We start from the raw sequence: 12,747 nt of genomic DNA, 5'->3' as shown, positions 1-12,747 counted from the left end.
TGGTGACTAATCATCCTTATTTCCATTCAGATCGTAATCATCATCTCCTTTAAAAATTTGATTATAAGCTAAAATCTTATGTGTATTATTTTTTGATTTCTCAACATTTTCATTGAAATTATTGATTATATGTTCTATTAAATTAACATTAACTCATTTATTTAATTAAGAAAATTCAGATTCCCACAAGATCATTTCTCTCTATCCTTTCAATTCTAACCCTCCAATCATCAATAGTAGTAATAACTGCCGCATTATTTACCCAACGATCAAAGATATCATTAATTTTTGCCAGATATTCCTGTCGTGTAATCCCTGAAGCAGATAACGATATAATCATCTGTGCCGGACTGTCTTGAGTCATCGTCTCTTTCACTGCGGATAATTCGACTTTACTCAATGCCAACCGGTTATTCTCTCCTCCTCCTAATTCCGTAATGAGTAATTCGCGTAAAGCATGATTAACCGCTTCCTGACTGAGCAATGCCGTTTGTTCCACAGTGGAAGAAACCTCGGTAACCGGAGTCGCGCTATCCTGACCATCGTTTAGACTAACAGGTACTGTCACCGAATAATTGAGAGAAAGCCGTGGACGATTCCCCAGTGATTGCCAGAAATTCCCCAGGCTATTTAAACTCTCTTTAGGCGGTACAACCTGAGTATAAGCACCAGGAATACCTGCTAATTGACGATTATTAATCAAGGCATTCAATACTTGTGACATCACTTGTATTGCCTGGTTATCGGGTTGACTATCAGGGCTGCTGGCATCAGTCGCTGGCTTGGAAGCTTCCCAATAGGTAATCAGATAGTTACATTTAATATTTACCCAACCAGGCAATAACCTCCCGGCAGAAACATTAAACCCTCTCGATTCTGCCGAGCGAAGCTGCAAATCTTCATGAATGTCATAAAGAAAGACACTGACCATCGCATCAGGTTGCATAGTATCTAATTCAGGCAGATCAAAACGAATGGCAATATCTTGATTCAGATATGCGCGCAGCATGGTATCCATTGCCTTATTGACATCAATAATAGTCTGCGTGTTTAACATAAGAGCCTCTCTTAAATTATATATACCTTTTTTCAAGTTGCTGCTTTGTTGGCTGCTTTCACTTGCCGCCGCGCTGCAATATGAAATCTATTGGGTATAGTGATAACTATTTGGTAATAAGTTTATTTAATATTTCAATGCTTTCATTGCTATAACTTTTAAAATGTTAATCGCCCGACTTTAGCTAATTCACGTTTCAGTGCGATTTCAATATTTTCATTGCTGACTGCATCATTACCATTCTCTGAAGCAAAGAATGAAGCCAACAAAGCAATATTGCGGATATTTGCTCCAGTCACGCTTGTTCGTTGAGCTAATTTATTCAAATCTATATCTTCCGATATTTTTATATTTTTTGGCCAAATTTCCTGCCACATTTTTTTACGGATTTTTTCATCCGGGTAAGTAAAGCGGGTAATAAAGGTAAAACGGCGATTAAATGCGCTGTCTAAATGGCCGCGATTGTTGGTGGATAAAATGACCAGACCCGGATAGTTCTCCAGACGCTGTAATAAATAAGAGACTTCAATATTGGCATGTCTATCCTGGGAATCTTTCGTTTCACTGCGTTTACCAAACAGTGCATCAGCTTCATCAAAGAATAATACCCCTGCATCCTGTTCTGCTAAATCGAAAATACGGGATAAGTTTTTTTCTGTTTCACCAATGTATTTATTCACTACAGTAGATAAATCAACTTTTATTAAGTCAACGCCAATGTGTTCAGCAATTACTTCTGCTGCCATGGTTTTTCCAGTACCTGAATCACCATAAAATAGAGCGCTGATACCAGTGCCATAGGCAATTTTATCTTTAAACCCTCCCGCCAAAACCTGTTCCCGATACTTAATTGCGATGAGTATTTCTCGTAACTGCTGAGCAATTTCATCAGATACCAATAAATCCTTTAATGAACGCTTAGGGATAATCCGCTGAGCTAATTGACCGAAATTTTGCTGAGCACGTAAATTTAATGCTTTACGTATATCGCATTGCTGCAAAATATCCAGCGGATCTCGCTGCTGTTGATAAAGCCGGGCCTCTTGCAAAATTAATGGCAGGGTTTCTGGGTTAAAAGTGTAACGCTGGCTTAAAGTTATCGCATCAATATTCTCTGAACAATTATCCGGTAAGCTGGCAATTAATAATCTGGCTTTTTCCGCTGGTGTTAAAAGTGGCATCTCAATCAGTAATACCGGTATCTTTTTCAGCCATATCAATGGGGAATAAGGCTCAATCAGGCAAACAACTCTTAATTCAGGTTGATTCAATAACTCTGACAGGGAGTCCAGTAGTTGTTTATTCTGCTCCGCTAATAAGCCCAAATTCCGTAATAGTAAACATGCTCCATGCATGCGGGTTTCCCGCAAAATATGCCTTATCTGAAGGACAATGGTTTTCTCATCGCTGTCAGCAAGTTTGGATATATCCAGCAGCAGTGTTTGTCGCCCTTCTGAAGCCATCATATTAGCAACGGTATAGGCTCTGGCACTGCCGGCAATTCCCCGTAATAAGACAATCGGTCGAATATTATCGTTGTCAGATAACAATACGTTACCCAATGCTTGTTTTAATCCTTCTGGATAACAGTCGATCCCTGCAGGCGTTAACCACTCAGCACAATGTTCTAAAGCCGGCATAATGTAGTGATGCCCCAGTAAAAAGTGATATACCCCGCTGTCAGTAATAAAAGGAGTCTGGAGCCAGGCCGGCGTTTTTTGGCTGGTATCGATGGATAATAGCTGACAACTCATCAAAGGCGCCCGATGCAGAAAACTCGCTTGCTGTGCCTGTTTCTCCAGCTCTGAGTGGCAAAACAGTTCCAATGCCAAAGCAAAAGAAGGTAATCGACACTGTTGCCCCCCCTGAATAAGCGAAAACAGACGATAGTAGCGGCTATCAAAATGGGGCAATAAGCCTAATAGTAAAACATCTCGCTCAAAATCAGTCAGTTCAAAACGTTCGATCAGATCCGTTAATCTGGATGCTGCCATTGGGCTCACATTGCCTTTTTGCGATATGGCCAGATAGTCATCATTTATCCAATGGGGTTTGCCAAGTGGTTTATCCAGCCTGGCTGCTACTTCCGCTTCAGTGAGCAAAAACTCATCCAGCAGATCACTTCGCTGATTTTCTATGTGATAGAAATGGTGTTGAAGAGCGAGATCTATTCGTTCCAGTTCGCTAAATAAAAATGCCAGATTACGGTCGTCATCCTGATTAAATAAATCATAAAAAACAGGCGCTATATTCATATTTTTTTACTCAGACTAAGTTATTGTGGTCAATGGTTATAACCACGTAATAGTTAATGGTTGATTTAACCAGCTAAAACAAGCCATATTCATTGGCCACGGCCAATCGGTTAACAGAGCATCATAAATTTCGGGTTTAACATGGATTTTTATGCCACTCTCTAACCCACTTAATTCCCCAGATCGTTGCAAAAATAAATAACGTACATCGCTTACTCCCATTTTTTTCCATGCTGGAAGTTGCATAATGATTTTTTCCAGCCATTGGCTAATTACGGTTTGCTGTTCTGGTTCAGGTGCTCGCCATAACCCATTATCATTCATGGGTAAACCACAAATGATTTTATTCAGTGTCAGTCGCCATACCGGTATTTCATCCTCAGCCCAAATCAACCAGTCAAGTAAACAGACGGCCTCTCTTTGCGCCTCAAGGCTGATAAATCGGTTTTTATCCAATAAACCCAGGGCACTGAAAAATGTCGGAAGTAGCGGCCATAAAATCATGCAACCAGCATTACTGACAGATAAAACCGATTGCGCCGATGGGGCTGGAATAGCACTATCAGGTTGTATATGTCCTGGTTCTCCAGCCTCCTGAATCAGGCCATAACGTAATTGTCTGGGATCTGGTTGATGATGCGTTTGTATAGGCTGCATGGGCGGTTGTGAAAACGGCGGTTCTGCATCATTAATCTCAATCAACGTATTAACTTCGCCAATCGCTGGTTTTAATAAGTTGCTGCCATTCTCAGCAGTATTCTTTACTGGTGTCAGGCCATTTTGAACCTGTAATTCCGTCCTCGCTTGTTGTGCAGCATTGATATATGTCATCTGATGTTGAAGATAATATTCAGCCGCTGCCTTCAATCTCTCTGACGTCACTTTTATATCTGTGGTTACCTGCCACACCGAACCAGAGAGTTTTTGGGTTGTGCTCTCAGTAAATAACTGGCAAAGCAAACGCAGAACCTCTGGTTGACTAATCTGAATCAGACGACCTATTCCCTCCGATTGCAAACAATGTTTAGCTAGCACAGGCAACCATTGTTGTGGCTGGTGGTTAACATATTCAATTAACCAATGGCGTCTAACTTCAACACCTGTCACCTGTTGCCATGAGACAATAGATTTCCAGTCACCATGCTGTAAATAATGATCAACATTCTCTAGTACAAATTGCTCTGAATATAAGGTATTGGTTGCAGATAGATCGCACTGAACCATTGATAAAACCGGCCCCATAGGTTTAATTTCCCATGGAATAGGTAAGTCACTTTCAAGATGCTGTTTTTTATTTGGTTTAAACTTACTCGCTTCATTTTTTAATCTTCTTGTCAATCGATAAATAAATTCATATTCAAAATCTTCAAAGATTATCTCTCCAATATCCAAAACTATTTTATCCAATGAGAAGTTTCCACTATGGGTTGACCATTGCCTAATTTCTTCATTAATTAAACTGTGTAACTTTAATTTAAATAATTCAGAACACTTTTCAATTATTTTTTTGCTATGACATTCATCAACATCAAGTGATATAGATAATCTATTAATTACACTCTTTAAATTAATTTCGTGATTTTTTTCCACAATAATGTTCACTTCATAACTTATCATTAAATCCAATGGGCGGAAAATATTAACGCCCACGGTAAAAAAATTATAATTTCATAATAAATGCCAAAATATAGTAAGGTGATATAGCATCGACTTGATGTGTATGCGCCGGAAGAGTAGCTGATGCGGAATGATTATGACCTTTTCCGCTGCCAGCTGTACTGGTATAAGGCCAATAATGATCATGGTCGGTACTTTTTGTCCATGCTGCCCCCGATTGATTGTATATTGTACGATAGTTTGAAAGATTAGTATTATTAAGCTCTGCGCTGTATCTAAGACCAGAGTTATAAGTAAACCCACCACCCTGTATATGCTTGTGACTTGGTATTTGATCAATGTTTAATGTAGTATTATTTACCGTAACACTAATTGCTGTCGTTAAGTTTACTTTGCTATCAACAATAAAAGATTTAGCATCTTTTTGTCCTGTAGCAGTCTTTGTACTTTTCCCTCCAATATCGGAAATTGTCCCACTTAATATAAATCTGTTAATTAGATTAGGTGTGCCATTAGTACCATCACACAACGCCCAACCAGTTGGTGCAGTACTACCAGAAAACATCACGATCACTCCCTTAGGGAGTACATTATTAGGATCAATTGCAACACCATTAGCGTCTACTTTAATTCCACCATTAGCTTTAACTTTAACTGCAACACCACTACTATCAACGTTAATTCCCTTACTAGCATTAACTTTAACTGCAATACCCGTACTATCAACGCTAAGTCCCTTATTAGCACTAACTTTAACTGCAACACCACTACTAGTAACGTCAATTCCATTATAAGCCTTTACTCCAACACCATTACTATCAACGCTAATTCCATTATAAGCCTTTACTCTAACACCATCACTATCAACGCTAATTCCATTATAAGCCTTTACTGCAACTCCATTAGTATCAACGCTAATTCCATTACCGGCTTTAACTGCAACATTAGTACTAGAAACAACAATACCATTACCTTGACCAACACATATTGCATTAGTTTGATTAATCAGACCATTACTAATGTCTACAGATAAAGTACCGTCATCGTCCAGTTTCAATCCTTTTCCTGGGCCATTTTGTTCTGGTGACTGACCACAAGCTTTACGCCCAATATCAGCAATATCAATTAATTCACTAAAATCGGTTTGCAGAGGAATACTTCCTTCTTTAAAACGTTTTTTTAAATCATCAGTCGAAGAACCAATTGATTTAGTTCTGACATTCTCTGCATTGGAGAGATTGTATTTATTTTCCATTTTTATCACCTTATATTATATATGCCATTATAATAAATCATATTCAAACAATAGCATTTTTTGAATGCTCTGATATTAGGATAAATGAGATATCTATTCTATGCTTTTAAAATTTATTTCCATCATAGCTGAAATAGAAACCGAATCTTGTACGTACCTCTCCTTTTTCACTGTCATTAATATCAGATATGTAATTTAGTGATAAAACAAGAGGTTCTTCGGTATAAAATGATGCGCCAGAAAGATCTGGGTTATCACCTGGTGAAAATACAAATCCATAATAAAATGACCAGGTATTTCCTGCAGGAGGATCATATAAATTCATTGCTTTCCATGACAAATTAAGTCCTACTTTCTTCCTTCCTTTAAGATGCAGTACTTCATCGGTAATAACACCATTTTTATTTTTCTTCACTTTAACATAATAATCTGACCACGCATTACTTGATTCCATCACTGCATATTCAGGTCCCATTTGATCATCTTCCGTTAAAAATACCAGCTTACCTTTATTATTTACGGGCTGATATAGAAATTCTGAGACAGTAGTAACACCATTATTCTCCTTATTAAGATCAATATCTACCCGTAATATACCTTTATCATAAGGCACATACATTAATTCATTGCTAATGATGACCTCAGTATTCCATTCTTCTCCAGACTCACCAATGACCTCAATACGCTGCTGCTCCGTGGCAATACGCATTGTGCCAATACCTTTTAAGGCGGATGGTAATTTACCCAACGTCAAACTTTCCAGAATGGAATAAGCCGCATCCCCCAGTGGCGCACCATTATTTTGCCAACGCTGATAGGTATTAGAAAAATTTAAAAAAGCGTCCCGATCCATCCAATGGATAATCATAGAAATATGAGCTGGAAATTCGGTAAGAATCGTTTCTTTAACCCATTCTTCCAATTTATAGGGATCAACACCGGGCAATTTAATTAGGTCACTGTTCACGACTACGCTAATCACAAATGAAAAGCGGTCAGTCCTTTCATATTCCACCCCCGAAAAATACCAACTATACCGCCACGCCTCTTCCGGTGCAGGAAAAGCCAAAGAGGAATTACCCAAACGTTCAATAACTAAGGTCCCTTCAATGCGATCAAAGCTGACGACTTTTGCATAAAGTTTTTCTGACTCCGCTTTTTTTAAATTGACGACCCCCACCTGTTTTAACAGGGTGATTTCGCTACCTGCAACAACCATCGGCGGGAATGGCGTTTGCACAGTACGGGTCAGGCGCCGTTGATTCTCAGGCAATGGGAGACCATTCTGAGATTGGTCACTCGCATAAGCCAGACGATAGCCCATATCTTCCATCCATACCGGGCTGTTCTGCCAGAAGAGTTTGTTTGCCCCGGCTGCTACCATTACCCGCGCCAGATTATGTTCCAGTTGCGCACTATTACTCACATCCAGCCAAAACTTATCCCCCTCGGTTTTGAATACCATCTGACCACGTATCGTAAATTGGGTTTCCCCCTGCTCGCCTTCATAGAGAATTAAATTGATCACTTGCCCCTGTGTCAGCTTGCCATCAATACCCTTCTGCTCAATGACCACATATTGGCCGTCTCCCTCTGTTGTCACTAGGTCTGGTTTCTGTTCCTTATCAAACTCACTATTGGGTTTGACTGGCAGCAACGCTCGATGTTCAATCAAATAAAAAGGCAGTTGGCTTAGGTCTGGTTGAGGTTTAAACAACTCACCTCCCAACCCCATGCGAGCAGCAATACGTTTTTGTAGCGACGATACCTGATCGATACGAATATTAGATCGGTGGTAAGTCAATGTCGGTTGTTGAGCCAGATAACCCTGTTGAACCACCCGAAAATCGTCGGGTAGTGTCGTAAAGGTACGCGGCGCCCGCTGAGTACCAAAATAACCCAACAGATAATTAACAATATCCAATTCATGATCACTATCCTGCGCAATCTGTTTTAACAATTCCTTTAACTGAGATGCATAATCTTGATGAGCGTCATCATTAATTGAACCCGGTTTAAAGGGCCACTGAGTACCCCAAACCTCATAGCCTTCGCGCTGAAAAGCCAGTAACCGCGGAAGCATAGCTATCTGTTGACAGCCACAGGACAATAGTTGTTCAAATGGCAACATAAACTGATGAAGTGGCAATAGGTGTTCACTTGCAGACAAAGCATGTTGTAGCCCATAGCAAGGCGGCAAAGTATCACTAACGGGGTAATAGCTGCCAACGTCACGATGCTGGCCATAAGCCAATATTACCGGTTCATTTTGAATCAGTGATTGACTGGGTAAACTGGCCTGGATTTGCTCCTTACTCACACTGACGCTAATCCCCCCTTTAGCTATCACCCTAAGCGGGCCATTTGGTTGCGCCAATTGATTGAGTGGGTCCTCTCCCCAAAGGCGTGGATAATACCCCTCCTTGATCGACCACGACCAGGTATCCCCCTCAACCGGTTCAATCAGGGTTTTATCGAAGCTATCATCCAGACGAAGGCGATTCACATGTTTGATACCCTCAATCTCAAGCAGACTATTTACCAACCGGCTAAGATTGAGAATAAGCCTTTGCGTATAATCACGGGCTGCCGGCAGCTCTGGTATCCAGCCATGTTCCAATCGTGGTCCTTCGAAGATTTCATCATTGCTCATCCCGGCATTTTGCAATGTTTCCGTACTGTAACGCAGTGCTCCAGGCATCAGATACTGTTCTGCGGTGCTATATACCGCTGCAAAAATACCGGCGATATCCTGTACACCTACATCATCATCCAATTCAACATCCAGCAACAGTGGCATATCAACCGGTTGTAGCCAGATAATGTTGCTGACAGATTCACCAATATTACGATTTTTGGTCAAAAAATCTGTTAGTTGCTCGGTAGCTATTTCCTTATTACTCTGCGTCCAGCGGGTAGGTTCCAGATACAGCCAGTAATTTCCCCGCAGGGTAAACTCTTTCGCACCTTCACTACTGACAAAGCTGTATTCCCTTCTGGTTGCATCATACCAATAGGTATAACGATGCTCCTCCGGTTCACGCACCAGTTGTACACTCCGAAACAGAAAATCCCCCTCATCCTGTGTCCAGTCGCTACTGTGTAGATCCAATAATGCCTTGCGATAATCATCGGCTGTCACCGGTCCACAAGTCAGTGCATTATGTGGGCCAAATTCGGCTGGAAAAATTCCCTCTTTCTGCTCCTGCTCATTCAACGCAGGAGTCAGTAAATCTTTCAGGGGAAGTGTATGTCGGTAGGCCAGGTCTGACACACCGTAACTGATTCCCTGCAAGAATGTGATACCTGGATCATGCTCTGCCGTATCACTCCACAGTTTTTCGGCCTGTTTTTCAATCACCTGATGAGCCTGTTCCAGCAAGGTATCAAAGTGAATATCGTCTTTAACGCTATGAAACAGTGCATCCTGATTACTCATAATCATTTCCTCGGTATTGCGGGTTATCGGGCCTCTTCCCAGACTAAAATAAGCACCTCATTATCTTTGGCTTCCACAGAGGCGGTGTTATCACTCTCACCAGAAGAATCATCCCGCTGTAGCGTCAAACGAGTAACGCGTTCAACCAGTGGTTGTTGTTGAATGGTGGCTAACAACTGAAAATAATTAATGCTGTTATTCAACACAACGGGCCGCTGCTCATCCACGCTCCAGGGCATATACTCCCCACACAGCTTCTGCCATAGCTGGCGATAGCCAAAATCTTCGTTCACATCAGGTTTAAAAATCACCTCGTAATAGATTTTTACATCTATGTATTCTGGGTTTCTAATCTTAATAGCGGCCCAGGGAGAGTCTTTCTGTTGTAGCCAGTCAGCCATCTCTTGCAAACGTGCCGGATTCAGTACCGGACGCAGAGGATCATCGCTATCGTTGTATCGGTTTGCTGGAATCACGGTTAGTTGTTGCTGCTCCAATGCTGGCACCCTGGTGAGTTCATCATTGCCGGGATACCTGACATCGAAGATGCTGATATAGCGCTCTTTTAGTAGTGTTGCCATATTGCCCCAGGTCAAGGCACGGTTACGATGGGACAGACCCTGAGCCGTCCGTTCAAAAAATGCGCTATAGGATTCAGGTATACGTCCACCCCATGATGCCCAGGGCTGGTTGACCGATGCCAGCACAATGATGGGTTCAACCGGCCGCTGTATGCTGCTGGCAGGCAAAGGGGTTGAGAAATGGCTGTCACTGATGCTATCCACATTAACCAGAGTTGCCGTCATCGCGTTATAGATCAAGCCGTATAGCCAGGGGGCATTCCCCCATGATTCCTCATGGGAATCCACCTCTACCACCGCCCGCAACCAATAGCGCCCGGCTGGCATCTGTTCTGCCTGACTGGACGCATCCACAGGCAACTCAACGTGCCAGATACCATCCTGATACAGGTTCTGGGTTCCATCATTGACCCATGCATCCAATTCAGCCCATTGATTATTTTGATTCAGGTAATACCAGGAAATTGTTGGTTGCTGCGGGGATTTTAATTTCCAGTACAGCGCCAGTGTCTGCCCCGGTTTTACATCAGTAAAACCTAAATATAACGCTGGATTTTCCCCCAATGGCTCTGGATCACGGCTATAACCAAATGGTGTTAAGTGATACCTCTCAAAAGAGGTGTCCTTAGCATCATCCTTTTCCGAAACTCTGATACCCGTCACCTCCGGCAGTGCCTGACTGTCCTTTCCCTGTAGCCTGAGTACCGGTTGCGTGAAAAGGAGATTATCCAAATCTTCTGGTGCACTGATTGCCGGTTCTTTGTCTGACAGTGTCAGTGTGACCTCTTTCTTATTTACCTCAGATGTCAACGTTAGCCATTGATTTCCACTGCTGACCTGTGCCACCAGCTCCTGAGTACTTATATCTTGTGCAAAGGTGACAGTGATCACCCTTGTACCCTCTTCCATCGCCAGAAGCGATGAAGTTATCAACACGCCACCAAATACCAGCTGATCACTATTTGTCTCACCAAATAATCGTATCCCATCAGACGGCAGTGACACCTGTGCCTGTAAATCCCATGGAGCGGAGGTAACCCATTGCTTTTCCCCGTCATTCCGTAACCAGCGCAAGTCACTGATATATCCACGATTAGCCAGCAAACTGGCATCCAGGGCATATTGCAATGCATTGCCCTGGTCATCCTGACCAGCCTCAAACAGAGTTCCTTCCGGGAGTAGCTGCTCCGTCACTGTCGAATTCAGTTCCACAGATAAGGCAACCTGATCAGGCTGTGCAGAATGGGGAGATAAGCCTAAAAGCTCCCGATAATAGAGTTCACGATGGGCAGCGGGTAATGCATTTAATAAGGATATTGGTGTTTCAAATAAACGCAAAACCGCTAACAGAAAAGCCTGATGAGGTAATAATTCCCCATTGGGTTCTATTTCTTCCTGATATAATTTTGCAAGTTTTTCTGGCGTATTTTCTGACATAAAGAAAAAATCATTCCAATATTTATCGCCAGAGTTAAAGGGTATTATCCTGGTATACGCTTCAATATATTTAAGCAATTGCAAACTGGCTCGATTATCTAATCTAAAATCAGTCGTCGGCACCAGATTTGACAATTTATTATTTAATTCGGTTAATTCCATAATATCACCTGTGTTTATCTGTCACAGCGATTTATCAGCAAATAAATAATTATTTACATCTTCGTTAATTCTATTTAATTCAGTTAATACTCTAATTTACGGTAGCAAAGCCTTGTTGGGTGATAAAACGTCCTTTTCCTGATGAAGGTGTCGTAACATCCGATTGTGGCGGACTCACTGTATTATTTATGGCTGGCGATTCAGGCGTAAACATCGCCGTAAATTGCTGCCCCTTGATAATTAAAGCCGCCCCGCTGGTACACTGAAGGGCCTGCTGGCTGGCATCCAGGGCGCTGATGGTAATGGTTCCTGTTCCCGGCGTTGTATGTGTTGCTGTGATATAGGTTGCAGAAACCCGGACCTGTCCCTCATCCCCCAGAATACACACTTTTTTTCCACTGACCTGCGCATGTCCTGTGCCACTAATTTTTCCTGGGTTGGGAACCGTCACCTGCCGATTGCCAAAGTTGGGATCAAACTGTAACAAGTCACCATCCACCACAATCGCTTCACTCATACCACCTCCATCACCCGGCCTTCACTTAGCGCAAATGTTCCCTGGATTTGTTGATTGATATCACTCCCTCGCAGGCGATACATGACCTGTACTTGCAAGGTATTCCCCATGCCAGAGGATTGACGAACCTGAATATCAGTCATATCAGCCCGGGATTCATACCGTAATACGCTGTCATGTATACGGGATTCAATTTCAGCAATAAGTTCATTGCGGATATTTTCAAACATAAAATCATTTAATCCGCAGCCATAATTTTCACGCATCAGACGTTCCCCCGGCTCAGTGCTAAACAGAATCTGTAAACTTTGTCGCACATCTTCCGCCCCTTCCGCCATCTCAACCCCTTTTTCAAGGGAAAAGACCGGTGGAAAAGCCCAACCACGACCATAGAGTTGTGTCAGTATTTGATTTTCCATTCATCATC

At 42.0% G+C, this 12,747-nt stretch carries 8 protein-coding genes; all 8 read right to left on the bottom strand.

Going from position 1 to position 12,747, the window contains the following annotated elements; genetic code table 11:
* Window positions 1–175 precede the first annotated feature (175 nt).
* Window positions 176–1,057, bottom strand: coding sequence for a Pvc16 family protein (locus BO26_RS02955; protein ID WP_036768623.1), 882 nt, complete (start codon window positions 1,055–1,057; stop codon window positions 176–178).
* Between the two features lie 158 nt (window positions 1,058–1,215).
* On the bottom strand, window positions 1,216–3,312 hold the full coding sequence (locus BO26_RS02950) for an ATP-binding protein (protein ID WP_036768621.1): 2,097 nt from the start codon (window positions 3,310–3,312) through the stop codon (window positions 1,216–1,218).
* Window positions 3,313–3,348: 36 nt separating this feature from the next.
* Window positions 3,349–4,929 (bottom strand): contractile injection system tape measure protein, encoded by a 1,581-nt coding sequence (locus tag BO26_RS02945; RefSeq protein WP_036768619.1) that lies wholly within the window; start codon window positions 4,927–4,929, stop codon window positions 3,349–3,351.
* A gap of 43 nt (window positions 4,930–4,972) precedes the next feature.
* Window positions 4,973–6,184 carry a tail fiber protein gene (locus tag BO26_RS02940; RefSeq protein ID WP_036768618.1) on the bottom strand — a complete coding sequence of 404 codons (1,212 nt, stop codon included), beginning with the start codon at window positions 6,182–6,184 and terminating at the stop codon, window positions 4,973–4,975.
* 106 nt (window positions 6,185–6,290) lie between these two features.
* On the bottom strand, window positions 6,291–9,623 hold the full coding sequence (locus BO26_RS02935) for a hypothetical protein (protein WP_036768616.1): 3,333 nt from the start codon (window positions 9,621–9,623) through the stop codon (window positions 6,291–6,293).
* 23 nt (window positions 9,624–9,646) lie between these two features.
* Window positions 9,647–11,803: a baseplate J/gp47 family protein gene (locus BO26_RS02930; RefSeq protein ID WP_036768615.1), complete on the bottom strand. Its 2,157-nt coding sequence runs from the start codon at window positions 11,801–11,803 to the stop codon at window positions 9,647–9,649.
* 91 nt (window positions 11,804–11,894) lie between these two features.
* Entirely contained in the window at window positions 11,895–12,320 is a 426-nt protein-coding gene (locus BO26_RS02925; protein ID WP_036768614.1) for a hypothetical protein, read from the bottom strand.
* The gene (locus BO26_RS02920; protein WP_036768612.1) at window positions 12,317–12,739 is read right to left on the bottom strand and encodes a GPW/gp25 family protein; all 423 of its coding nucleotides are present in this window, start codon (window positions 12,737–12,739) and stop codon (window positions 12,317–12,319) included. Before BO26_RS02920 ends, BO26_RS02925 begins: the two co-directional genes overlap by 4 nt.
* Between the last annotated feature and the right edge of the window lie 8 nt (window positions 12,740–12,747).

The sequence above is a fragment of the Photorhabdus australis DSM 17609 genome (genome assembly GCF_000711895.1).
Taxonomy (GTDB): domain Bacteria; phylum Pseudomonadota; class Gammaproteobacteria; order Enterobacterales; family Enterobacteriaceae; genus Photorhabdus; species Photorhabdus australis.
This window is presented reverse-complemented; position numbering and strand designations above follow the sequence as displayed.

Coding starts and splice junctions, on each gene's coding strand:
- BO26_RS02935 (WP_036768616.1), bottom strand. CDS start 9,623: ATGAGTAATCAGGATGCACTGTTTCATAGCGTTAAAGACGATATTCAC.
- BO26_RS02920 (WP_036768612.1), bottom strand. CDS start 12,739: ATGGAAAATCAAATACTGACACAACTCTATGGTCGTGGTTGGGCTTTT.
- BO26_RS02925 (WP_036768614.1), bottom strand. CDS start 12,320: ATGAGTGAAGCGATTGTGGTGGATGGTGACTTGTTACAGTTTGATCCC.
- BO26_RS02955 (WP_036768623.1), bottom strand. CDS start 1,057: ATGTTAAACACGCAGACTATTATTGATGTCAATAAGGCAATGGATACC.
- BO26_RS02945 (WP_036768619.1), bottom strand. CDS start 4,929: ATGATAAGTTATGAAGTGAACATTATTGTGGAAAAAAATCACGAAATT.
- BO26_RS02940 (WP_036768618.1), bottom strand. CDS start 6,184: ATGGAAAATAAATACAATCTCTCCAATGCAGAGAATGTCAGAACTAAA.
- BO26_RS02950 (WP_036768621.1), bottom strand. CDS start 3,312: ATGAATATAGCGCCTGTTTTTTATGATTTATTTAATCAGGATGACGAC.
- BO26_RS02930 (WP_036768615.1), bottom strand. CDS start 11,803: ATGGAATTAACCGAATTAAATAATAAATTGTCAAATCTGGTGCCGACG.